Source organism: Lentibacillus sp. JNUCC-1 (assembly GCF_009741735.1).
GTDB lineage: Bacteria > Bacillota > Bacilli > Bacillales > Amphibacillaceae > Lentibacillus_B.
In genome coordinates this window covers 681,265-705,630 of the sequence record NZ_WHOH01000003.1, presented here as the reverse complement: position 1 = coordinate 705,630, position 24,366 = coordinate 681,265, and the positions used below count along the sequence as shown (strand labels likewise).

Annotated in this window: 19 protein-coding genes, 3 pseudogenes and 1 riboswitch; of the genes and pseudogenes, 6 read left to right on the top strand and 16 right to left on the bottom strand. The window is 43.3% G+C overall.

The features are described from left to right. Nucleotides 1–427: 427 nt before the first annotated feature. The 9 genes and pseudogenes from JNUCC1_RS14010 to JNUCC1_RS13970 all read right to left on the bottom strand — a co-directional run bounded on the left by JNUCC1_RS14010 (nucleotide 428) and on the right by JNUCC1_RS13970 (nucleotide 9,589). Entirely contained in the window at nucleotides 428–1,096 is a 669-nt protein-coding gene (locus tag JNUCC1_RS14010) for a methionine ABC transporter permease (RefSeq protein WP_156646040.1), read from the bottom strand. Beyond that, nucleotides 1,086–2,117, bottom strand: a complete 1,032-nt coding sequence (locus JNUCC1_RS14005; RefSeq protein ID WP_156647132.1) for a methionine ABC transporter ATP-binding protein — start codon at nucleotides 2,115–2,117, stop codon at nucleotides 1,086–1,088. Before JNUCC1_RS14005 ends, JNUCC1_RS14010 begins: the two co-directional genes overlap by 11 nt. Nucleotides 2,118–2,224: 107 nt before the next feature. After that, nucleotides 2,225–2,340, bottom strand: a riboswitch (SAM riboswitch). Nucleotides 2,341–2,407: 67 nt separating this feature from the next. Continuing rightward, complete coding sequence (locus JNUCC1_RS14000; protein ID WP_197431794.1) at nucleotides 2,408–2,728, bottom strand: thioredoxin family protein; 321 nt, start codon at nucleotides 2,726–2,728, stop codon at nucleotides 2,408–2,410. 39 nt (nucleotides 2,729–2,767) lie between these two features. Then, complete coding sequence (locus tag JNUCC1_RS13995) at nucleotides 2,768–3,121, bottom strand: toprim domain-containing protein (protein ID WP_156646039.1); 354 nt, start codon at nucleotides 3,119–3,121, stop codon at nucleotides 2,768–2,770. 125 nt (nucleotides 3,122–3,246) lie between these two features. Continuing rightward, nucleotides 3,247–3,633, bottom strand: a complete 387-nt coding sequence (gene gcvH / locus JNUCC1_RS13990; RefSeq protein WP_156646038.1) for a glycine cleavage system protein GcvH — start codon at nucleotides 3,631–3,633, stop codon at nucleotides 3,247–3,249. 67 nt (nucleotides 3,634–3,700) lie between these two features. Then, nucleotides 3,701–4,063 carry an arsenate reductase family protein gene (locus tag JNUCC1_RS13985; RefSeq protein ID WP_156646037.1) on the bottom strand — a complete coding sequence of 121 codons (363 nt, stop codon included), beginning with the start codon at nucleotides 4,061–4,063 and terminating at the stop codon, nucleotides 3,701–3,703. 109 nt (nucleotides 4,064–4,172) lie between these two features. After that, nucleotides 4,173–5,957, bottom strand: coding sequence for an acyl-CoA dehydrogenase family protein (locus tag JNUCC1_RS13980; protein ID WP_156647130.1), 1,785 nt, complete (start codon nucleotides 5,955–5,957; stop codon nucleotides 4,173–4,175). Between the two features lie 36 nt (nucleotides 5,958–5,993). Next, complete coding sequence (locus JNUCC1_RS13975) at nucleotides 5,994–7,169, bottom strand: acetyl-CoA C-acetyltransferase (RefSeq protein WP_331713791.1); 1,176 nt, start codon at nucleotides 7,167–7,169, stop codon at nucleotides 5,994–5,996. A gap of 21 nt (nucleotides 7,170–7,190) precedes the next feature. Beyond that, nucleotides 7,191–9,589, bottom strand: a pseudogene (locus tag JNUCC1_RS13970) (3-hydroxyacyl-CoA dehydrogenase NAD-binding domain-containing protein). Nucleotides 9,590–9,838: 249 nt separating this feature from the next. Here JNUCC1_RS13970 and JNUCC1_RS13965 point away from each other — a divergent pair. Both JNUCC1_RS13965 and JNUCC1_RS13960 read left to right on the top strand, forming a co-directional pair. Continuing rightward, entirely contained in the window at nucleotides 9,839–10,198 is a 360-nt protein-coding gene (locus tag JNUCC1_RS13965; RefSeq protein WP_156646036.1) for a hypothetical protein, read from the top strand. A gap of 50 nt (nucleotides 10,199–10,248) precedes the next feature. Further along, the gene (locus JNUCC1_RS13960; protein ID WP_156647129.1) at nucleotides 10,249–10,428 is read left to right on the top strand and encodes an H-type small acid-soluble spore protein; all 180 of its coding nucleotides are present in this window, start codon (nucleotides 10,249–10,251) and stop codon (nucleotides 10,426–10,428) included. 55 nt (nucleotides 10,429–10,483) lie between these two features. Here the strand turns inward: JNUCC1_RS13960 and JNUCC1_RS13955 are convergent. Together JNUCC1_RS13955 and JNUCC1_RS13950 are read right to left on the bottom strand one after the other, a co-directional pair. Then, a pseudogene (locus JNUCC1_RS13955) lies at nucleotides 10,484–12,867 on the bottom strand (heavy metal translocating P-type ATPase). A gap of 12 nt (nucleotides 12,868–12,879) precedes the next feature. Continuing rightward, the gene (locus JNUCC1_RS13950) at nucleotides 12,880–13,173 is read right to left on the bottom strand and encodes a metal-sensing transcriptional repressor (protein ID WP_156646035.1); all 294 of its coding nucleotides are present in this window, start codon (nucleotides 13,171–13,173) and stop codon (nucleotides 12,880–12,882) included. A 188-nt stretch (nucleotides 13,174–13,361) separates the two neighbouring features. Between JNUCC1_RS13950 and JNUCC1_RS13945 the strand changes: the two genes are divergently transcribed. The 4 genes and pseudogenes from JNUCC1_RS13945 to JNUCC1_RS13930 all read left to right on the top strand — a co-directional run bounded on the left by JNUCC1_RS13945 (nucleotide 13,362) and on the right by JNUCC1_RS13930 (nucleotide 16,350). Next, entirely contained in the window at nucleotides 13,362–14,300 is a 939-nt protein-coding gene (locus JNUCC1_RS13945; RefSeq protein ID WP_156646034.1) for a metal ABC transporter solute-binding protein, Zn/Mn family, read from the top strand. A 20-nt stretch (nucleotides 14,301–14,320) separates the two neighbouring features. Continuing rightward, a complete protein-coding gene (locus tag JNUCC1_RS13940) occupies nucleotides 14,321–15,097 on the top strand; it encodes a metal ABC transporter ATP-binding protein (protein ID WP_156646033.1) in 777 nt (258 codons plus the stop codon). Then, nucleotides 15,094–15,968: pseudogene (locus JNUCC1_RS13935) on the top strand (metal ABC transporter permease). The gene JNUCC1_RS13940 and the pseudogene JNUCC1_RS13935 overlap by 4 nt, the downstream one beginning before the upstream one ends. Continuing rightward, on the top strand, nucleotides 15,937–16,350 hold the full coding sequence (locus JNUCC1_RS13930) for a Fur family transcriptional regulator (protein WP_156646032.1): 414 nt from the start codon (nucleotides 15,937–15,939) through the stop codon (nucleotides 16,348–16,350). Before JNUCC1_RS13935 ends, JNUCC1_RS13930 begins: the two are co-directional and overlap by 32 nt. Before the next feature lie 46 nt (nucleotides 16,351–16,396). Here JNUCC1_RS13930 and JNUCC1_RS13925 read toward each other — a convergent pair whose 3' ends face one another. The 5 genes from JNUCC1_RS13925 to JNUCC1_RS13905 form a co-directional block, all read right to left on the bottom strand. Then, the gene (locus JNUCC1_RS13925) at nucleotides 16,397–17,200 is read right to left on the bottom strand and encodes a VLRF1 family aeRF1-type release factor (protein WP_156646031.1); all 804 of its coding nucleotides are present in this window, start codon (nucleotides 17,198–17,200) and stop codon (nucleotides 16,397–16,399) included. Nucleotides 17,201–17,280: 80 nt separating this feature from the next. Further along, on the bottom strand, nucleotides 17,281–18,579 hold the full coding sequence (locus tag JNUCC1_RS13920; RefSeq protein WP_156647128.1) for a hemolysin family protein: 1,299 nt from the start codon (nucleotides 18,577–18,579) through the stop codon (nucleotides 17,281–17,283). Between the two features lie 23 nt (nucleotides 18,580–18,602). Next, nucleotides 18,603–20,090, bottom strand: coding sequence for a BCCT family transporter (locus JNUCC1_RS13915; RefSeq protein ID WP_156646030.1), 1,488 nt, complete (start codon nucleotides 20,088–20,090; stop codon nucleotides 18,603–18,605). A 458-nt stretch (nucleotides 20,091–20,548) separates the two neighbouring features. Continuing rightward, nucleotides 20,549–21,868 carry a group II intron reverse transcriptase/maturase gene (ltrA, locus tag JNUCC1_RS13910; protein ID WP_442915481.1) on the bottom strand — a complete coding sequence of 440 codons (1,320 nt, stop codon included), beginning with the start codon at nucleotides 21,866–21,868 and terminating at the stop codon, nucleotides 20,549–20,551. A 1,036-nt stretch (nucleotides 21,869–22,904) separates the two neighbouring features. Then, on the bottom strand, nucleotides 22,905–24,194 hold the full coding sequence (locus tag JNUCC1_RS13905; protein WP_156646029.1) for a C40 family peptidase: 1,290 nt from the start codon (nucleotides 24,192–24,194) through the stop codon (nucleotides 22,905–22,907). Nucleotides 24,195–24,366: the final 172 nt, after the last annotated feature.

The window sequence follows — 24,366 nt, the reverse complement described above, 5'->3', positions numbered from 1 at the left end:
TGTGGGGTCTTCGGACTCGTGCTGTTCCCGCAGGAGTCGACTTCCCTCCGCTCCAATCACTTTATGTTTGTTCAGTGGCTTGGACGGCCCTGCACACATATTCATCTGGGACATTTACACCCTCTAACCTAGCTCGGGGGAAAACGCGGAGACTCCTGCGGGATGCAAAGCCTCGGTGAGACCCCGGAGGTCGTCATAGGGGAAGGGAGGCTAAAACCGCGACGTCCTGTCGCAACGCCTTCATGACCCACGTCCTGTGGGCCCGAGGCTCAGCAGCGCCCGCTGGACGCGAAGTGTTTTCCCCGAGCGGTTGCCAGTGGCAGTCATAAAATCCCAAATTAGATCTAACTAGTTAGTTCGCAGTTTACTTATACTGTGCCTTAATAACTAGTAACAATCAGTACTCTGGAAATATTGTTTATTTGCTTTAGCGTTTATCGAGTTTGTTGGAAATGAAGTCGCCGATAAACTGGAAAAGGAATACGATGATGACAATGGCTACTGAGCATATGAATACAACATCCTGATCGCGGCGCTGGAACCCAAAATAATAGGCATAGTTCCCAAGACCACCTGCACCGATGACACCCGCCATGGCCGTATACCCAATAAGCGCAATGGCTGTAACTGTTAAACCCGAAACCAAAGCCGGCATAGATTCCGGCAGCAGGACGCGAAAGATAATGGTTCGTGTTTTAGCTCCCATAGCTTGTGCGGCTTCCACGACTCCCTTGTCAACTTCTTTCAAAGCAATTTCCACAAGCCTCGCATAAAACGGCGCCGCCCCAATAATCAAGGCCGGGAGTGCCGCGTTTGGCCCACGCATCGTCCCAATGAGGAACTTTGAAAACGGCACGAGCAGCAAGATCAAAATAATAAAAGGGATAGCCCTGAAAATATTAACTGCAGATGCTGTTATCATATTGGTTAATTTGTTTTCCCAGAGACCTCCTTTGCTTGTAAGATAAAGAAGGAGGCCGAGTAATATTCCAAAAATGAAGGTTCCGATCAAGGCTACAATCGTCATGTAAAATGTTTCATTTGTCGCTTCGATGAAATCTTCAAGCTTAATATTTGGAAACCATTCATTCCACATGGCTTAACACCTCCACACCAATTGCCGTCTCTTTTCTTATATATTGTACAACCTGCTCCAATTCACCCGTTTCCCCAAGCAATTGCACAACGAGTGTTCCATATGAGCCGTGTTTAGTTTGTGTGATTTTTCCCTGTACGATATTAATGTCAATCGGAAATTGTTTGGCAAGTTGACTGATGAGTGCCTTATTAGCCGTTTCGCCCACAAACTGCAATCTGACCAACGTGCCTTCGGGGAAGTCTTCGGTCAGCAGTTCGAATGATTCTGTCTCATCCTCGCCCATAACCTGCGCCACAAACCGTTTGGTGACATTTTGTTCAGGATGTGAAAACACGTCCAAAACCTCGCCTTGTTCAACTATTTTTCCAGACTCCATAACTGCCACCTGATTACAGATCTTCCGGATGACATGCATTTCATGGGTAATAAGAATAATCGTAAGACCTAACTTCTGATTAATGTCCACAAGCAAATCGAGTATGGCATCGGTCGTTTCAGGGTCAAGTGCTGAAGTCGCTTCATCACACAGCAACACCTTAGGCTCATTAGCGAGCGCTCTGGCGATACCGACGCGTTGTTTCTGTCCGCCACTTAATTGTGAAGGGTACGCGGATTCTCTTCCTGATAATCCGACAAGTCGTACGAGTTCTTGAACACGCTTTTTTCGTTCTGCTTTAGGGTAACCTGCTATTTCAAGCGGAAACGCAATATTGTCCTCGACTGTCCGTGACCACAGCAAATTAAAATGCTGGAAGATCATTCCGATATCCTGCCTCGCGATTCGCAGCGCTTTAGAACTCATTTTTGTGATATCTTCACGGTCAATCGTGACACTGCCACTTGACGGTTCTTCCAGTCGATTGAGCAGACGGACAAATGTGCTTTTACCCGCACCACTATATCCAATAATGCCAAAAATTTCTCCTTCAGATATATCGAGCGTCAGGCCATCGACTGCTTTAATTGGACCGTCACCTTTTGTATCATATTGTTTGCTTAAAGCCTTAATCGAGATCAATTTCATCCTCACCTTCCTGTACAAACAAATGCGTTGGACACTGTAACACAAAAGAAAAACGTCTTTCTGTAAGAGAACAGAAAGACGTGAGTATATGTCTTCACGTTCTCTTATCTTTCAAAGCTTATGCTTTGCTGGAGTTAGCACCTTTACCAGACTAAAAATGCGTCTGATGGTTGCCGCGGTTTCCAAGGGCCAGTCCCTCCACCGCTCTTGATAAGAGTTCGATTTTCATTAAGTTTTAATTAAGTGTATAAAATCATAGCATGACATTTAATTGATGTCAACGTCTACTTTACAAAAAGCTCAGGTTTGTACTTGAGCAAGTACGTATAAATGTTTGCCGTTGATTTAAAAGCGTAAACCTTTTCCTGAACCACTCCTCCTTGTTTAATCAAGAAACATGGGACACTTTCCACTTTGGCTTCCTGCATAAATTCCGGAAACAAAGAAGCATTCATTTCATAAAATATATCTTGAGCATGAACAGCTTCTATTTTTTCCAGCATGGTCCTTGCCAAGTGGCATGTTCCACAAAAAGGGGTGTGAATATACAATAGGTAGCTATCTTCTTTGAGACGCGTTTCAGTTATTTGCTGCAACTCAATCATCCTGTTCAATTGGTGTGTCTCATGGTCGCTAAAAATGGTTCAAATAAGAAAATTAGGATTAACATTGATATGGCGGCCTGCCAAAGCTGTCGCCAGAATGTCAAACGGGGTAGTGGCCACTTCACGGTATTCACTGGAGACATAAATATGAACTGCATGCGGCAGTTCATGCCGAAGCTGACGTCTGAGTTTAAATCCGGATTCGTCTTCATCCACAAGAATGAATACTTCTTTGTGATCGAGATCATATTCTTCAAGCATTTCATCAAACTTTTCGACACCGAGGGTTCCATTCGTGCATACCACTAATACATCGTCATCAAGCACCGTTTCCACCTGTTTCTTATCAGTCAAACCTTCAACGATCATAATTTTTTCAGGTATGTTTGTCATCTTGCCACAGCACTCCTTACCCGTTCAAGAAAAACGCTTGCTTACACCTGCGAATTCTTTTTAAATGTATAGAGGCTGGCACGCCTCGATGAGGTGCCAGCCAGCCTTTATAGTTTATTCTATGCTCAGTCATCCTCACTGATGACTTCATTATAACCTTCAGCTGAAAGCAAGTCATCGAACTCTGATTCGTCAGAAGGTTCTACTACGACCATCCATGCTTTCTCATAAGGGGACTCGTTAACCAGCTCAGGGCTGTCTTCGAGTTCTTCGTTAACTTCCACAACTTTACCACTTAGCGGTGCATACAATTCTGAAACGGTTTTAACAGATTCAACGCTGCCAAATGGCTCGTCTGCTTCAAGTTCATCGCCTACTTCTGGAAGTTCAACAAAAACGATGTCACCAAGCTCATCTTGAGCAAATTCGGTAATACCGATTCTGACCTTGCCATCCTCTTTTTTAATCCACTCGTGTTCTTCTGAGTATAATAAATCCTTTGGTAAATTCATGAATATCCCTCCATTAGTTCATACACATTCTCTTGTAGTATAACACGTTTATAATTTACTTTTCATGTTATTGGTTCAACCATGTGTTTTTAAAAACATTTTCATTGAAGCCAACCGTTACATGTGTGCCGTCCGTGACGATCGGACGCTTAATGAGCATACCATCCGAAGCAAGATAAGCTGCCATTTCGTCCGTGGATAAATCTTTCATTTTATCCTTCATACCCAGCTCACGATATTTTTTGCCGCTTGTGTTAAAAAATTTCTTGCCAGGCAGACCGCTTGTTTCAATCAACTTAAGAATTTCCTCTTTCGATGGCGTCTGTTCGACGATATGTACAGATTCATACGCAAGATCGTTGGCATCCAACCATTTTTTTGCGTTTCTGCATGTACTGCAATTCGGGTACCAGTAAAACACCATGCCCATTCGCATCCCTCCGATTTTGAAAGCTAGCCTTATTATATCAAAACCAATATGTAATTTCGACGAAAAGCATCCCCATGCACATAACCTGTGCATGGGGATGTATGACTGACTATACGAGATACCTTTCTTCTTCAATAATTTTAGCTGCAATTTCACGTTTTTTCGCAATCACGTTCACAGGGGTATGACGTGTCAGCTTTCTCAATGATGAAAGCATCATACGTAAGTTATCTCCTGCTTCAACGGCAATCAGAATTTCTTTGGCTGCTGCTTCCATACGGTTGAATGCTTCTTGGACATAAACTTGTGTGTATAACAATTTTAGCGTATTTTTCTCTTCGCCAGTTGTACTGAACGCTTTCTCAGTCCGCAAAATGGCTGATTCCATATTGTAGACCTCCGCAGTCATGTCGGCAAGATTAGAAAGTATTTCCTGTTCGTCTTCAATTTTTTGCATATACTTCTGAGCTGCCAGCCCAGCACCGAGAAGAACCATTTTCTTTGCATTCCCGAGGAGATATTTTTCTTGTTCAAGTGGCTCTATGCCTGGTTCTTCCGGCACCATCATCATAAGCTCTTCTTGCAGATTTTGTGCCTTATCAAGCAATGGAAGCTCACCTTTCATCGCTTTCTTAAGCAAGGTTCCCGGGACGATGAGCCGGTTAATTTCGTTGGTCCCCTCAAAAATACGGTTAATTCGGGAATCACGATACATGCGTTCAACTTCGTATTCCTGCATAAACCCGTAGCCACCGTGAAGCTGGACAGCTTCATCGACAACATAATCAAGCAGCTCAGTGGCCATATATTTATTCATCGAGCATTCGATCTGATATTCCGCAATGGCTTTAGCAACTTCACGGCCGTCTTTCATCTGCTCATCTGTCAAAGAACCCATTCGCTGCTCAAATAGTCCAACAGTCCGGTAAACAGCACTTTCATTGGCATACGTGTTGGACGCCATTGTCCCAAGTTTTTCTTTCGTTAATGCAAAACTGGATATAGGTGTATTGAATTGTTTGCGTTCGTTGACATACTTTGTTGCCAGTTCGATGCCGCGTTTCGCACCGCCAACACCGCCAATAGCCAGTTTATAACGACCCACATTTAAGATGTTAAAAGCAATAATGTGTCCGCGGCCTTTTTCCCCCAGAAGATTCTCTACTGGTACTTCGGCATCTTCTAGTACAAGAGTTCTTGTTGATGAACTCTTAATACCCATTTTCTTCTCTTCCGGCCCAGTTGACACTCCTGGGAAATCTCGTTCAACGATAAACGCTGAGAAATGCTCGCCGTCAATTTTGGCATAAACGATAAACACATCGGCAAACGCAGAGTTTGTGATCCACTGCTTTTCACCGTTCAACAGGTAATGCGTACCAGCATCATTGAGCTTAGCAGTTGTTTTTGCACCTAAAGCATCTGACCCTGAGCTTGGTTCAGTCAATGCGTACGCTGCCAATAATTCACCTGTTGCCAATTTCGGGAGGTACTTTTCTTTTTGTTCATGCGTGCCAAAAAACACAATCGGCAAAGATCCGATTCCGACATGTGCACCGTGTGTAACTGAAAAGCCGGCTCCAAGGGAAAACTTTTCCGTAATAAGAGATGAACTGATTTTATCCAGACCAAGGCCGCCATATTCTTCAGGAACATCCGCACCTAGCAAACCGAGCTCCCCGGCTTTCTTTAACAGATCTACTGAATGCTCGAATTCGTGATTCTCCAGGTTGTCAATTTTAGGAACGACTTCCCCAACTACAAAATCCTCAGTCGTTTTGGAGATCATCTTATGTTCTTCAGTGAAATCCTCTGGCGTAATCACATCGTCTCCTGTCAGATCTTCAATTAAAAACGCCCCGCCTTTAAACAGCTTTTCTTTTGTTTCGCTCATCATAAACATCCTTTCATTTATAGGATTGGACTCAATTTACATTAATTCAAATACCCCGGCAGCACCCATTCCGCCGCCAATACACATCGTTACGACGCCAAACTGGACATTGCGCCTTTTCATTTCATGTACCAGTGTCAGAGTTAGTTTTGTTCCAGTACACCCAAGCGGATGACCAAGTGCGATCGCACCGCCGTTGACATTGACAATCGATGGATCCAACCCCAGCTGATTAATGACATGAACAGATTGAGAAGCAAACGCCTCATTCAATTCGAATAGTCCAATATCCGAAAGTTCTAGACCTGCAAGTTTCAATGCCTTTGGAACGGCTTCGACAGGACCGACACCCATGATCTCCGGTTCTACGCCTGCAACAGCAAACGAACGGAATTTCACCAGTGGCGTGAGACCTTCTGCTTTGGCTTTTTCGTGTTCCATAACAAGGACTGATGCAGCACCGTCGCTCATTTGTGAAGAATTTCCAGCTGTTACAGAGCCACTGACATGAAATGCCGGCCGCAATTTGGCAAGTACTTCTTCGGTGGTCCCTGGCCGCACACCTTCATCCATCTTAAACATTTGTGAGCGCTCTTCTATCTTACTGTTTTGACCCAGAATTCTTTCCTTAACTTCTACGGGAACAATTTCATCTTCAAATTTACCTTCCTTAATTGCTTTTGCTGCGCGCTGATGACTTTGTACTGCAAAAGCATCCTGATCTGCTCGGGAGATATTAAAACGTTGTGCCACTTCTTCAGCCGTGTGCCCCATCCCCATATAATATCCTGGAGCATTTTCTACGAGCGCAGGATTAGGTTTGACCACGTGACCGGGCATCTGGACAAGACTCATCGACTCTGCCCCTCCAGCAATAACAGTGTCGCTTCCGCCAACCATAATCCGTTCTGAAGCATAGGCGATGCTTTGCAATCCTGATGAACAGTAACGATTAATCGTAATTCCCGGTACATCGTCCTTCAATCCGGCAAGCCCTGCAATGTTTCGGGCCATGTTCATGCCTTGTTCAGCTTCTGGCATGGCACAGCCGATGATAACGTCGTCAATGGTTCCTTCATAGTTGCCGGCACGTTTCAGCGTTTCCCTGATTGTCAGAGCTGCTAAATCGTCGGGCCGTGTATGTGCAAGTGATCCTTTGTTTGCTTTTCCTACAGGTGTTCTGGCACCTGCTACGATAACTGCTTCTTTCACCTTATCTTCCCCCTCTGCAAATTAGTTTCTAAGCGGTTTGCCTTTCATCAGCATATGCTGCATGCGCTGCTGCGTTTTTGGTTCTCCTATTAAACTAAGAAATGCTTCGCGTTCGAGATCCAGCATGGTCTGTTCATCAATAACAGAACCCTGCTTAATTCTGCCACCTGACAAAACATAAGCTAATTTTTCAGCTATCTTGACGTCATGGTCAGAAGCATAGCCCCAAATTGCAGCGTTTTCGCTCCAAGCAGCATCACTGCATACCCGGGGTCCCCCACAACTGGAATCTTTTCTCTCTTAGGTGCTGTATACCCTGTTTGAGAAAGTGCAAGGACTTTTTGTTTTGCGTCATAAAGCAAATGATCCGGATTAACGCTTATGGCATCCCTTCCGCTCATAAACCCATTTTCCCGGGCTTCTTCAGCAGACGTGGATACTTTAGCCATGGCAATTTTCTCAAATACATCAGATGCTACCTTTGTCAGATCAACATCGACATCCTGAGGGATCCCTCGCAGTTCTTTCAGATACAATTCTTTGGTTCCCCCACCGCCAGGGATAAGACCCACACCGAATTCCACCAGCCCCATATAGGTTTCAGCCGAGGCCTGAATCGCCGCTGCCGGAAGTGATACCTCTGCACCACCTCCAACGGTCATGTTAAATGGCGCTGTCACAACGGGCTTTTGTGCATATTTAATATTCATTGTCATATTCTGGAACTGACGAACAACCATATCAAGTTCAAAGAAATCCTGGTCTTGAGCAGCCATCAGCATCATGCCGATATTTGCGCCGACACAGAAGTTTTTGCCTTGGTTGCCAATAATAAGACCTTCATAATTCATCTCGACTTCTTCAATCGCATAATTCACCATTTGGATAATGTCGAGACCGATGGCGTTACTTTGAGAATGAAATTCAAGACACGCCACGCCGTCCCCCAAATCTATTAAACTTGCACCGGCATTTTTCTTAATTACACCATTTGATTCTTTTACACGGCTTAAATGGATCTCTTTTGGGTTAAACGTTTGCTTATGATATTCACCTTGATCGTAGTAGTAAACATCACCATTTTCGGTTTTATAAAATTGATCATGTCCGGATTCAAGCATGTTCAGAATCCAGTCTGGAATTGTCTCGCCTTCTTTCTGCATGCGCTCGACTGATTTAGCTACACCAATGGCATCCCACGTTTCAAATGGACCCATTTCCCAGCCGAAGCCCCATTTCATTGCATTATCAATCGCTGTAACATCATCGGCAATATCACCGAGAAGCTCAGCTGAATAAAGCAATGTCGGTTTTAACACGTTCCAGACCAGTTTTCCCGCTTTGTCATCTTTTGCTTTAATTAATGCTTTCAATTTACGTTGTGAGCCTTTTTCCTGTTTAGCCATTTCAGTAGCAGCTGTCTTGAGTTTACGACGGTCTTCATATTCCATCGTTTCAGGATTTAGTTCATAGATCACACTGCCGTCTTTACCTTTTTTCTTTAAATAAAAGCCTTGTCCGCTTTTTTCGCCAATCCAGCCTTTATCATGAAGCTTTTGCATAAAGTCAGGAACTGCAAATATTTCTTTTTCTTCACCCTCAACTTGGTGGTATACGTTGTTCGCCACGTGAATAAACGTATCGATACCAACCACATCCAGCGTCCGGAACGTCGCGCTTTTAGGTCTGCCAATCATAGGACCTGTCACTGAATCCACTTCACCTACAGAATAACCACCTTTAAGCATTTCCTGCACGGTTACAAGCAATCCGTATGTTCCAATTCTGTTGGCAATAAAGTTCGGTGTGTCTTTTGCCTCGACCACGCCCTTACCCAATACATCCTCAGCAAACGTTTTCATAAAAGACAATACTTCTGGATCTGTACTTTTTGTTGGTATGATCTCAAGCAGTTTTAAATAACGGGGCGGGTTAAAAAAGTGTGTGCCCATGAAATGCTTGCGAAAGTCTTCAGAGCAATCAGCTGACATGTCTTCAACTGAAATGCCGGATGTATTGGATGTCACAATTGTACCTGACTGTCGGTATTTATCGACATTGGCAAATACCTTTTTCTTAATGTCCAGGTTTTCAACTACGACCTCTATGATCCAGTCCACCTCGCTCAATTTCTCCATATGATCTTCCATATTCCCAACTTCGATCAGATCAAGACTCGCTTTCGATGTGATCAAAGATGGTTTTTGTTTCAACAGGGCTTTCTTTCCTTGTGCAGCCATTCGATTTCGAACAGTTGCGTCATCCAAGGTTAAACCCTTTTGCTCTTCCTGTGTAGTCAATTCTTTAGGCACGATATCCAGCATAATAGTTGGAATGCCGACATTTGCCAAGTGTGCTGCAATGCCAGAGCCCATAACACCGGACCCGAGAACAGCTGCACGTTTGATCGTACGGTTCATGTTTTATCCCCCAATCTGTATGCTTGAATGAATACTCATTCATTTTCGGTTGAAAAAATAAAGATAGTTGCCTATCCACCTATTTTCCATTATAGAGGACTCCTTAGTTTTTCGCAATACAAATAGATCAGATTCGTGTGAAAATATGATTTTTGCTGACTGAACTAACATGGACGCACCGATTTTTTCCAGTCGATCAGCCGCATGAAATTCTATATGGCTGGCATGTTATACATAGGAGGGATGGAGATGGAACCGCAATTTTTATCGATTGAGGCTTTCAATGAATTAATCAACCAATGGAATGGTAAAAATATTATCATTAAAAAAATTGAAATGGACGACGTAGATATGATTCGTGTAGAGCTGGATCACATTTCATACTCAGAAGAACCCGAAGGAATGGATGGATACGTGTCAAAGTATGCTCTGCTGTTAAATGGCTACGGTGAAACATTGACTGCCGATGATTTTCAGTCCCTTCCTAATATGACTTATGAAATTCCACTGGAAGACACTTCCCTGTATGAATACAACGGCAACACTTTCATAATTACCACAGACCGCGGCGTCTACCAAATCAGTTTATCCGGAGCCGGTCCCCTGTGACTTTAGATTTAGGGGACTGGCCCGTCAAAATGGAAGGAGGGAGTTTTTTGATGAATGTGGAACGTGCGAGCGAGATCGTGGAGTCGGGTGATTTGATTCGTGTGAATTATGATGGACAGCAGATCTTCATTCAACACGTGGATGAAAGTGCCAAAGTCGCACGTGTTTATGCGCTAGATGACCCATCTGATGAATTTGAAGTGAATATAGAGGAACTCAATGAAGGATGATTGAAAGCCCTGCGTATATCGACATTCATCGAATACAGCAGGGCTTTTTCACTCCTTATATTTTCACTCGTTTTAATCGTAGCGCGTTTGAGACCACACTTACTGAGCTAAGGGCCATGGCCGCTCCTGCGACCCAAGGTGCCAGCAATCCCAATGCTGCAATTGGAATACCGGCGCTATTATAGCCAAAAGCCCAAAACAGGTTTTGTTTGATATTTCTTATCGTGGCATGGCTTAATTTGATCGCTTTTGGAATCAGCAGCAGCTCGCCGCCCAAGATTGTAATGTCTGCTGCCTCAATTGCAATTTCAGTTCCAGTACCGATTGCAATGCCAATGTCCGCTGTGGCAAGAGCTGGGGCGTCATTGATTCCATCCCCTACCATGGCAACTTTTTTGCCTTGCTTCTGAACCACGGCTACTTTGGCTGCTTTTTCTTCCGGCAGCACTTCCGCAATTACATGGTCGATTCCGACCTCTGCAGCAATAGCGCGGGCTGTTCGTTCATTATCGCCGGTAAGCATGATGACCTCAAGACCTTCTTCTTTCAATTGTCTGATCGCTTCCAAAGAGGTAGTCTTAGGAGTGTCTGCTGCCGCCACCATACCACGTATGATACCATCAACTGCCAATAGCATAGCCGTATGACCTTTCGTTTCGTAGTTGATGAGTTCATCTTCCATTTCTGAAACGTCAACTTCCTGTTCCTTCATCAGTTTACGAGTCCCTGCCAGTACATCTTTGCCAGCAATCCGAGCACGGATGCCATGCCCTGGGACAGCTTCAAATGTTTCTGCATCAAGCAGTTCAACCTGCTTCTCTTGCCCATATGCGACAATTGCATCTGCAAGCGGGTGTTCTGAACCTTTCTCTGCACTAACCAGCATTTGCAGAGCTTCTTGATCACCGGAAAAATGGGTGACTTCAGGCTTGCCATTTGTAATGGTCCCCGTTTTATCCAAAATAATAGTGTCAAGCTGATGCGTCCGCTCGAGGTGTTCCCCGCCTTTAAACAGTATACCGTTTTCAGCGCCTTTTCCTGTTCCGACCATAATAGATGTTGGGGTAGCCAGACCAAGGGCACATGGACAAGCAATGACCAGTACAGCAATCGCCACAGTTAAAGCCATTTCAAAGTCGTTCGCAGCTGTGACGAAATACCAAATCATAAAGGTCAATAATGCAATGCCGACGACTATAGGCACGAAATAACCGGATATAACGTCCGACATCCGCTGAATAGGCGCTTTACTGCCCTGGGCATCCTCTACGGCTTTTACAATAGAAGCAAGCGCCGTATCTTTTCCGACTTTCGTTGCGGTCAATTCAATGGTGCCATTCTTATTCATCGTCGCACCGATTACATCAGCTCCGACTTGTTTCTCAACAGGGATCGACTCTCCTGTGATCATCGATTCATCAATTGATGTACTGCCCGACTCTATTCGGCCATCAACAGGAATCTTTTCACCGGGTTTTACAATTATCCGCTCACCTATCTGAACGTCTTCAGCAGGAATCATCACTTCTTCCCCATTACGGATCACCCGTGCTTGTTTCGCTTGGAGACTCAGAAGCTTCGCGATGGCTTGGGTTGTTTTTCCTTTTGCGTTAGCCTCCAAGTATTTCCCAAACAGAATCAGCGTAATTAAGATCGCACTTGTCTCGAAATAAAGGTGTGGTGCATACCCGGATTGCCAATGGTTTTAATGGCTTCATACAAACTGTAGAAGTAAGCGGCACTTGTACCGAGGGCTACAAGAACATCCATGTTGGCGCTCTTATTTCGCAAGTTTTTGTATGCTCCCCGGTAAAATTGCCACCCAATGATCAATTGCACAGGCGTGGCTAAGGCGAACTGAAACCAGGGATTGTTAAAAACGGCTGGCAAAGCGATGCCAAATAAGTGATCCAGCATAGTTATAAGCAATGGGATGGATAACAATGCAGAAGCCACCAGCTTGACTTTCATGCGTTTAAGCTCTTTTTCTTTATGGGTTTGTTTCTCCTGATCATCAGCCTTGACTTTAGCATCATATCCTAATTTCCGGATGCGGCTAATAAGGGTATCTTGATCAATCAAACCCGGCGTGTATTCGATCATAGCCGATTCATTGGCCAGATTGACAGCTGCCGTTTGCACACCTGATTGTTTATTTAAAACCTTTTCTATTCGAGCAGAACATGCGGCACAGGTCATGCCAAATACATCCAGCTCAACTTTTTCAGTTAGAACGCCGTAACCGAGCTTTTCTATGCGGGACGAAATGGCATCGATATCCGTCTGTTCCGGATTGTAATCAATCGTTGCTTTTTCAGTCGTTAGATTCACTTCTGCTGAGACGCCGTCCATCTTGTTCAGCACTTTTTCAATTCGTGCTGAACAGGCAGCACAGGTCATCCCGGTGACACCCAGATCAGCATGTTTTGTTGTGCTCATATTGCCACCCCTTTATTTGCTGAATTGTTTCAGGACATCCATTAATTCTTCTATCGCAACATCGCCTTCACCTGACTGAACAGCATCGCTCACACAATGTTTCATATGTCGTTCGGTCAATGTAAAACCAACTTTTTTCAAAGCAGCATTAATTGCACTGATTTGAACAAGAACATCAACACAATACCGATCTTCTTCAATCATTTTTTGAATCCCTCTTACCTGCCCTTCAATCCGTTTGAGACGGTTGACAAGGGCCGTCTTTTCCTCATCGGTTCTTGGAACAACCGGATGCTCATGTTTCATATGCCATCGCTCCCTCTATATATAAGATAAATGCATTAAATGTCTTCACACTTATACTATACCCCCTACTGTATAAAAATCAAATTTTAATACGGTTTGGTCATTAAATCGTAACAATTATGATTTACAAATCGGAATGATTCCGATATAATAATGATCACTTGTAATGAAAAGAGGATTATACAGCAATGAAGCGTTTATCTCCACTATTGATTTTACTCTCATGCTTGGTGCTCATAGCAACTGCGTGCAGCACAAATGACGCTGAGGGTAAGCAGGCACATTTAACCATCTATACATCTATCTATCCGATACAATATGCTGTTGAGCGTATAGGAGCCGGTCATATCGTTGCCAAAACCATTTACCCACCCGGTGTAGATGCCCACACGTATGAACCATCTGCAAAAGACATGACAGACATTGCGGACAGTGATGCTTTTATATACTTGGGAATGGGGATGGAGAGCTTTGCCGAAACTGCAGCCGGGGCACTGACTTCAAATGAGGACAGTCCTATGCTCGTGGAAATCGGCCAACACCATGAATTGTTTGCAGAAGGTCATCATGATCACCATGAACATGACGGTCATGATCATGGTGATCATGACCCACATATCTGGTTTGACCCCATAAGAATGACAAATATGGCTGACATTGTGAAGGAAGCTCTGATTGAACTCGATCCAGCTCACGCAGACGAATTTAAAACAAACTTCAAGTCATTAAAAAACGACCTTGAAGATTTGGATCAGGACTTTCAACACACACTCCAAAATAACCCTAAACGTCAGATCGTGGTTTCCCATGCTGCTTATGGGTATTGGGAAGAGCGATACGGCATTGAGCAAATACCGGTAAGCGGTCTGTCTTCAAGCGAAGAACCTTCTCAAAAACAGCTCGTATCGATTATTGAACAGGCTAAAGCATATGACGTTAAATATATGATTTTTGAACAAAACACATCTAACAGAGTCGCTGAAATCATTCAGGAAAATATTGGTGCAGAAGCGCTCGTCATCCATAATTTGAGCGTGCTCACTGAAAACGACATCGACAATGGCCGGGACTATTTGTCGATTATGAAAGACAATCTGCAAGTGCTTGACACTGCTACATCCTATTAACGATAAGGAGGCTGAACCCCATGCAACAACCAGTCATTACCATGCGTAACGTCGCTTACACATATGAAAAAACAAACGTTCTTCATCATATAGATTTTGAACTTCCCCGCGGTGCTTTTATGGGGGTCACAGGTCCGAATGGCGGCGGAAAAACAACTTTAATAAAATTGATGCTCGGCTTGCTCAAGCCGCAAAAAGGGGATATTCAGTTATTTGGCCAGCCCATTCAGCAGTTCAAAAACTGGGATAAGATTGGATTTGTATCACAAAAATCAAACGCATTTAATAAAGGATTTCCTGCGACTGTTTATGAGGTTGTTTCAATGGGACTGACTTCAAAAGTCGGTTATTTGAAGTTTTTAACCAAAAAGCATAAAAAGAAAATCATTTCAGCGATTGAACAAGTCGGGATGGGGGAGTTTACCCACAGGAACATTGGTGCTCTATCCGGTGGACAACAACAGCGTGTTTTTATTGCAAGAGCACTCGTCAGTGATCCGGAGCTGTTGATTTTAGACGAACCAACAGTGGGGGTTGACGCCGAGAATGTGGACCGGTTTTACGACTTATTGAACCATTTGAATAAAGACAACGGCATCACCATGCTCCTGGTCACACACGATACAGGTACAATGACCGAACACGCGACTGACATTGTCTGCATTAATCAAACGTTGCATTTTCATGGCAAGCCAGATGACTACACATCGTTAACGGCTGAGGATTTATCAAAGTTTTACGGCTATCCCGTAAAGCTGGTGACCCATGATCACCATCAGAAGGAGGCCCACTCTTGATTTCCGACTTTATACATTATGATTTTTTAAGACATACGTTTTATACCGGGTTGTTAATCGGCATCATTGCCCCGCTTCTCGGTTCCTTCATTGTTGTGAGACGGCTGTCGCTTTTAGCCGACGCTTTGTCTCACGTCACACTTGCCGGGATAGCATTTGCTCTGTTCCTTGATAAAACCTGGGGATTCGCGTTGTCTCCGCTCTATGGCGGAATGGTTTTTTCAGTTGGCGGCTCGGTGTTGATCGAGCGCTTGCGCCGTGTTTACAAAGCGTTTCAAGAGCTTGCAATTCCCATTATTTTATCTGGCGGTGTTGGACTAAGTGTCATTTTCATTTCGCTGGCCAATGGGTTTAACACGGATCTGTTTAACTACTTATTCGGGTCTGTATCAGCTGTCAGTCAAACAGATTTCTATGTAATTCTTGGCGTATCCATATTCGTCGTGAGCATTCTTGTTTTATTTTACAAAGAGTTAATGACCCTGTCGTTTGATGAGGAGCACGCAGCAACCTCGGGGATCCATGCCAAATGGATTCATTTGATGTTTATCGTTCTGACTGCGCTCGTCATTGCCGCCTCAATCCGGATTGTTGGTGTGCTGCTTGTATCCGCTTTGATGACCCTTCCTGTCGCAGCTGCCATCAGAGTTGTGAAGGGATTTAAGCAAATGGTGATCATGTCGGTTGTTTTTGGGGAATTGGCCGTTGTTATTGGTCTTATTTCCGGTTACCAGCTCGGAATCCCCCGGGCGGAACCATAGTTGTTACAGCGATCCTCATTTTAATTGGAACATTGCTATATAAACGACACTCAACAAGACCTAAAGGGGGTTACGAAGATGAATCAACAGGAAGCACTCAACATGCTTAAGACCCATAACTTTAAAGTAACAGATAAACGGTTGGATATTATACGGTTTTTTGAAAAGGCTGATGGCTACCGCACTGCAAAAGATCTCAATACGTATATGGAAAATATCTACCCTACAATCAGTTTTGATACGGTATATCGGAATTTGCATCTCTATCAGGAAATGGGGCTATTGGAATCGACCACTTTGCAAGGAGAAAAACATTTCCGGTTGCGTTGTTCCCATGATCATCACCATCACTTCATATGTAACGTGTGTGGGGCCACGAAAGAAATTGATCTTTGCCCCATGGACAATTTGACACGGTCCCTTTCAGGCTATCAGATTGACGATCATAAATTTGAAATATATGGACTATGCCCATCATGTCAGACAGCATAGAAAAGACCGAGCCAAGGTATATACCTTGGCTCGGTCTTTAATCGTGTTAGTTGTAAATTTCTTCAAGAATTGCATCTTCTTTGTGGTCAAGCATGTTTTTATAAATCAGTTTATCCGGGTTTTTTTGCATTTGAGATGCAAGTTCGTCCGCTTCATCCGATTCGCCCATAATGACAATTTCTTCCCAGCCGTCATCTTTTGCCTGCTTATCAAGCTTAGGTGCTATGCTCTTAAACCAGCGTTGTTTATTTGCCTCAAAACGTTCTTTAAATTGGTCCTGCTGCAGATTCTTTCCTCCTGAACCCATAGAAGCATCAGCTCTATGCGGACCTTCGTGCAAATGCCACTGATCTGTGTCAATATTAAGCTCGTACATTTTCGTGTCTTCAACTTCATTAGCATTCGCTTTCAGCACTTTAACCTGATCATTTTGCACAAGGACCACACCTGTTTTCGGATAAGTTTGATGCAATTCTTTGAGCTGGTCTAAAGCAGGTGTCGTTTCCCAAAAGAAATCGGTTTTCACAGGCATTTGCACCCGCTCGGCTATCCACAATTCATCGTCACCAGTTGCAAAGATGAACACGCCTTTTTGTAAGGACTGCTCGTTATCGTGCATGTATTTTTCAACTTTTTCCTTCACGTGCTTGAAATGATTCAGTTCTGTCTTATCATCATCTTCTTTTAGATAGCTTTCAAAATTTCTCAAGCCATTTTTTAAATGTATCTTCCATTCTCCCCCTTGTTGATCGGGGTCTGATGGGTCAGTGTTTAAATACATTGTGAATACTTTGTTCTTCTCATCACCTGTAACATTCTCCAGGCGTTTAATATAATCATGCAAATTCAAAATGCTTCACCCCTTGTATCATTCTTAATAGGGATTTAACCTAAAATCGCACAATCTAAACATAATTCGTTTCTGTGGTATCATTCTATGATGATTTTAACTTTTTTCACTCGAAAGCCGTCGATCTCTTCTACTATAAACTGAATGCCATTGTGTTCAATCACTGTGCCGTGTCCTGCATCCATATCATGTGAGAGGATCCAGCCGCCGATCGTGTCAATTTCCTTATCGTGCAGATCTGTATCTAATCGTTCATTAATATCTTCCAGCAGCAGCTTACCGTCTGCAAGATATGTATGCTCATCCAACTGTTCCCACATAGGTTTTTCATTGGTATCAAATTCATCCCGGATTTCTCCGACAATTTCTTCAAGAATGTCTTCAACAGTAACTAACCCAGCTGTACCCCCATATTCATCTATAACTATGGCCATATGAATACGTTCTTTTTGCATGGAAATCAGAACTTGCTTGATTGGCGTTCCCTCAGAGATATGGAGTACGGGTCGAATCAAGCTGGAAATAGAACCCCCGTCGTTGGCCAATTCATATGTCATTAATTCTTTTATATGAACTAAGCCGGCAATATGATCCTTATCACCCTCTGCTACCGGGTACCTGGTGAATTGGCGCTCTTTAATCACGTCCAGGTTTTCCTGATGGCTGGTGTCTTTGTATAAACAAACCATATCTGTCCGCGGCACCATAATTTCTTTGGCTGAGCGTTCGTCAAAATCAAATATATTCGTAACGTAAGTCATTTCAGTTTGATTGATTTCTCCACTTTTATAGCTTTCAGACAGAATCAGGCGCAATTCTTCCTCAGAATGAGCTACCTCACTTTCTTGAACCGCTCTAAAACCGAAGAGACGGATAAACAAACGGGAAGAACCATTTAAAAGCCAAATGAATGGATACATCACCCTATAAAAGAAGATCAAGGGTTTCGCACATAACAATGCAACTTTTTCCGCTTTTTGGATGGCTATTGTTTTTGGTGCGAGTTCTCCTGCCACAACATGCAGAAAAGTCACAATGAAAAAGGCGACAGCAAAAGACACAATCTTAGTTACAGCAGGAGACATGTTTAAACTGTCAAAAAGTGGTGTGAACAACGCTTGCACGGTAGGCTCCCCTAACCACCCAAGACCAAGCGCTGTCACTGTAATGCCCAACTGACATGCAGATAAATAGGCATCAAGATGTTCTATGATTTTTTTTACGTTTTTTGCACCTTTATTTCCTGTTTCAATCAAATGATTAATGCGTGTTGCTCTTACTTTAACAATCGCAAATTCAGTCGCTACAAAAAATGCCGTTAATATGATCAGTAAAATAACTGTGAGGATTTTGATGACAATCTCTGTTGTTTCATCCAGAAGAACCACCCCTTATGCTGATGTTATTTTTGTTTGTTTGAGGATTTGACTATTTTCAAAAAAGCACCGACCATGATCAGCAGGATAACCGTAAAAGGCAACGCTGATATAAGTGAAGCAGTCTGCAGCGCATCCAAGCCACCGGCCCCAGCCAGCAGCAGCACGACTGCTATTGCGGTGATCAGTACGCCCCATATAATCTTTACCGTGAGCGGTGGATTTAGACTCCCTTTGGACGTCATGCTGCCCAATATATAAGTTGCTGAGTCAGCAGAAGTGACCAGAAACGTAAAGATTAGCAGAATCGACAAAACAGACAATACAATTGAAAATGGCAGATCTCCAAAAGTTTTAAAGAGCGCAACAGCAATGTCATTATTAACAGCTTCGGCAATTTTTGTTCCTTTATTCAAATCACTGAAAATAGTCGTGCCGCCAAACACCGCAATCCATAAACAAGCAATGACAGGCGGAACGACCAGAACACCAAATACGAATTGCCGGATCGTCCTTCCTCTGGATACACGAGCAACGAAAGCACCAACAAAAGGGGACCATGCAATTGACCAAGCCCAGTAGAAAATAGTCCAGTCACGAACCCAGTCCCCGCCTTGATACGGGGTTAGACGGAGGGAGTATTGTACGAAATTGGTCAGATAATCTCCAAGCCCAAGAACAAAGGTGTTCAATATAAAGACAGTTGGTCCAGCCAGGAAAACAAAGAGCAGCAACACCAGGCATAAGCCTAGATTTAAATTACTGAGCCATTTGATCCCTTTGTTAAGTCCTGTACTTGATGACAGCAAATACATAACAAGCATAACGGCTGCAACGATCATTTGAATCCAAATAGATGTCGGCCAGTTAAATACGGTCTTTAAACCACCATTCATTTGTAATATGCCGAGTCCAAGTGATGTTGCGACGCCCATTACAGTCGCAATGACAGCAAGTGTATCAATCGTTTGGCCAAGCACACGATTTTTACCCACAACCGGTTCAATGGCTGTTGATATTAAACCCTTCTTTTCTTGTCTGAATTGTAAGAAGGCAATAACCAAACCAACAATGGCAAAAACAGACCATTGACTGACACCCCAATGAAAGAATGCATACCCCATCGCAATACGGGCGGCTTCTTCTGTCTGAGCTTCAACGCCTGGAAATGGTGTCTCGAAAAAATGACTCATGGGCTCTGCTACACCCCAGAATACCAGTCCTGCCCCAAAACCGGCTGAAAATAGCATTCCAATCCAAGTAAAAAAAGGGTATTCGGGTCTGGAATCGGCTGGTCCCAGTCGCATCTTCCCATATTTACTGATCGAAAGCCCGATGAGAAATAAAACAAAAATAAATACAGCTAATAAATAGAACCAGCCAAAATTAATGGTTGTAAAATTAAACAATTTTTCAGCTACATTTCCGAATTTCTCAGGAACAATGGCACCAATCACAACGAGAGTGGTTACTAAGAGTGCTGATATGTAAAATACCGGGTTACGAAAAGTCATAGGCCTTCCTTTCCTATTGATGTATTTTGGTGCGCTTCAGCAATTGGCACACACTGAAGGATATATTATATTTATCCCCTTAGTCAAAACAATAAACCTTTTCCGGGTTTTTTATAAAAAAAGAAGTTTAGACAACAGCTACAGTGGTAAATATAGTATTAAAGACGCTGACCTAAGGAAGTTGATGCTTTTTCACACTTAAAATCCTTAGCGAATAGTAGACACAAACTGCGAACTAACGAAAACTTGAATGACTGCTTCTGGCAATCGCTCGGGGAAAACACTCCGCGTCCAGTGGGCGCTGATGAGCCTCCTCGCGCTGCGCGCTGTGGGGTCTCATCTAGGCTTTTTGCTCCCAGTCGAGTAAGCGGGAATACTCTCTAGTTTTCGAGAGTATTCCTCACTCCTCACAGAACCGTGCGTGCAGTATTACCGCACACGGCTCTTCCTATCATCATTTACAAAATATAGCTAATCTCGTTTCTTAGTTCATAAATGTTCACTTTCATTTTCGGCTTGGGCAAGGGGTATTTTCTTAAGAATAAGTTGAATTTATCCCAACTAAAAGATTTCCTTTGACTCCGTCGATTCATCCACTTAAATAACAATTGCTTGACCCGGTAGAGGAATTCCTCCACCGCCAACGTATTATCTGTAATACAATAATAGTTGTAATATCCTTTAAGTGACCGATCGAGTCTTGCCATAATCTCTTGAATATCTCTGTTTCGATTGGCTTTCAGCCACTCCTTTTGATTCGCTAGCTTGGCTTTCATTTTCTTGCGGCTGGTCTTGCGTTTAACACGAAAGTTACCGGTTCGGCTTTTACTGCAATAGTGCGTGAAGCCAAGAAAATCAAATGTAGATGGCTTTCCAGATCCTCCATTTCCAGCGTTTCGACCAAATGAAATGATACTTGTTTTGTCTTCAGCTATTTCCAAGCCAAATTTGGCTAGTCTTTTAATTAATGCTGAGTAGAAAGCTTTTGCTTCGTCCTCATACTGAAAACAACATACAAAGTCATCGGCATAGCGCACGATGTATGCATGTCCTTTGCATTGCTTCTTGACCCGTTTCTCAAACCATAGGTCTAGTACATAGTGCAAATACACATTCGCTAAAATGGGGGAAATGATCCCTCCTTGCGGAGTCCCTTTATCCGTATCAAAATACTTTCCTTCCTCCATGTAACCTCCCTTAAGGAAGCGTCGGATGATTCTTAAGAGGTTCGGGTCTTTGATACGATGGTTCCGAAACTTCATCATCCAGTCATGATCAACATTGTCAAAGAATCCTTTAATATCAGCATCCACCACAAAGTTGGTGGGGCGCTTTTCAATATATACATTCAGGATTTTCAACGCATCATGACAGTTTCTGTTAGGGCGGAAGCCAAAAGAGCTTTCAAGAAAATCATTCTCATATATGGCATTAAGAATCTTCCCTATAGCCCGTTGAACAATCTTATCCTCATGGTCAGGGATACCTAAAGGTCTTTTCTTTCTCGAGCCCGGCTTATCAATGTAAGTGCGTCTGACTGGTACAGGGCGGTAAGCATTGTTCTTAAGCCGTTTGACCAGATCATCGACATTTTCATTGAGGTTATCGCCGTAGCCTTCCTTAGAAATTCCTTTTGTACCTCTGGCTTTTTCACTAGGCAATTCATAATGACATTGTTTAAGATTGTTCACGTTTAAGAGATGTGCCAATGACGTAAACGCCATATTCTTATCTTTCTTAGCTAATTCTGCTATCCTTGTTAGTTTCGTTTCCATCATTAATTCCACCTCTGGGTGTAGATAATGTTTCCCTTTCAAGGTCGATGACAGGTAGCGGCCTTCCCTCCATCGGAGTTACCCGATTTCTTTGGTACTATGCCGCTATCCGACTTCCTTTAGACATCTGACAGCCCTTACTTTATTATCGCTTGTTCGTCATTACTCTTCGTCAGAAGAGATCTAAAGGACCTCCCGAGTTGCCGTAATATATCAATGTGTGACGTGCCGAGGTCACCGACTCCGAGGAAGCTGTTATGATCTTGCCTTGTCGATCATAGCAATGTTGCCTTCTATGCTCCTGAGCATATCGACCTTCCTGAAAGCACGAATTTCGGAGCTCAATCCCTTCAACCGCTTGGCTTACGGCCCATCACCTCGCTGTCTACGCTTAAGGGCAAATGTTACCATTTGCCGTCCAAGACTCGCTACGAGCGAATGGCTAGTTCTTTCTCGACGGGGATTCCACCCGTTATATATTACGACCTATGCTCGGCCGCACCAGGAGTCTCCGTGTTTTCCCCGAGCTAGGTGAGTAGTGTTCATTTTCTTGCTTTATTGGGCGGAACGGTTGAAGCGCATATAGGGGCTGAAAATCACTCATAGACGGAATAAATGCTCATAAGTAAACCGAGATTACGTTTGAATAGGGAATAATACGTATAAATGGACTTATTACTAATTGCTTAAGAGTGTTCACGTTCTTACTTGTTTTCTTGAACAGGACCGTCCAAGCATTCAATTAACATAGAGTGATTGGAGCGGAGGGAAGTCGACTCCTGCGGGAACAGCACGAGTCCGAAGACCCCGCAGCGAGCGGTTTTTGCGAGCGAGGAGGCTGAGGCCGTGCCCGCGGAAAGCGACTTCCCGGAGCGCAAATCACGGTGCTCTTATATACGTTGATGGGTTTTGCCCTCCTATGCTTTTTAGTTCGCAGTTTACTTAAAGTGTGTACTAATAATTGGTTATAATTTATACGAAAATAGCCGATAAAAAAGGCACCATCCGCTGAAATGGATGATGCCTCTGTACATTCATACTATTGAATTCTTCTTACATGACCTTTAAATTTGCTCTTCCAGTAACCACTGTTCATGTTAGCAATTCCTACACCAGTTGAAGACTGGGAACCTAGGAATTTGCCGCCGCCAAGGTAGATACCTACATGGCTGTCTGCGTTGGAAGTGGTATTGAAGAATACAAGGTCACCAGCTTGCATCTGACTTGCAGGAACTCTTGTACCAAAGTTTCTCAATCCACGTGTGCTTCTTGGCACAGTTCCATAACCACTTGATTCAAGTGCCCAGGAAACAAATCCGGAACAATCGAACTGACCGCGGCTTGGGTTCTTAGCACCATATACATATGTTGAACGGCCAATATATTGCTTACCAAGGCTGATCGCAGAGCTGACACCGCCTGATCCTGAAGGTGCAGGTGTTGTGTTAACAGCTGTGTTGGCTGCTGGTTTTGAAATTGAATTATTTGAACTTGTGTTATTTGAACTTGAATTGCTTGAGTCTGAGCTGCCAAGCGTTGTCAAACTGCCGGGGCTTGGTCTGTTTGCTGCGGCAATACTTTGTCCAATGCTCGTTTCCAATGAAGCCAGACGTGAGTCTTTTACCTCTAATTTAGCTGCCATTTTGCGCAAGTTGGTTTTCTTTTTATTTAAATCTTGTTTTTTCTCAGCGTTTGTTTCTTGCTGAGCCACAATAACGCTTTCCATCTCTTCAAGATCAAACTTCATATCTTCAAGCTCTTGAAGTCTGTCTTCAACTTTTCCCTGCTTTTCGACAACTGCTTTCTTATCAGATTCTTGTTCTTCAACAAGTGCTGCATCTGATTCAGTAATTTTATTTACGATTGCCAGACGGCTAATAAAGTCACCAAAGCTTTTAGCTCCAAACACGACATCCATGTAGCTGATGTCTCCGCCGTTTTCCTGATAAGAACGTGCCCGTTTCTGCAGGATTTCCATACGCTTTTCAATGCTGGCCTCTAGCTCTTTAATCTCATCTTCGAGCTGGGTGATCTTTTTATTTGTTTCATCAATATTTGTTTTAGTTTCTTTTAATTTATCCTGATTCGCTTTTAAAGCTTCTTCAGTGCGTTCAATTTCCTGATTAATTTTTTCAATATCAGTCAGCACATCAGCGATCTTGGCTTCAGCATCGGATAATTCGCTTTTGATCGATGCCCGCTCATCTTGAACGCCTGCTTTTTGCTGTTTGAGAGATTGTAAACTGTCTGCGTGGACAACATTGCCTGTAAATACACTGCTAAAACCGATTGCGGCTACAGCCGAAACTGTCAATATAGACTTTCTCAATTCAATTCCCCGCTTTCATCTAAATGCAACGGCTTGTCCATCTCTATCTATCAAGTATGCATTTATGGTATATTTTATATGTAATCTAGTAAATCTCTATCGACTCAACGAGAAGTATAACATGGTGAGATTTCATGCATATGATATTAATATTACAATTGTGTTTCAGAGT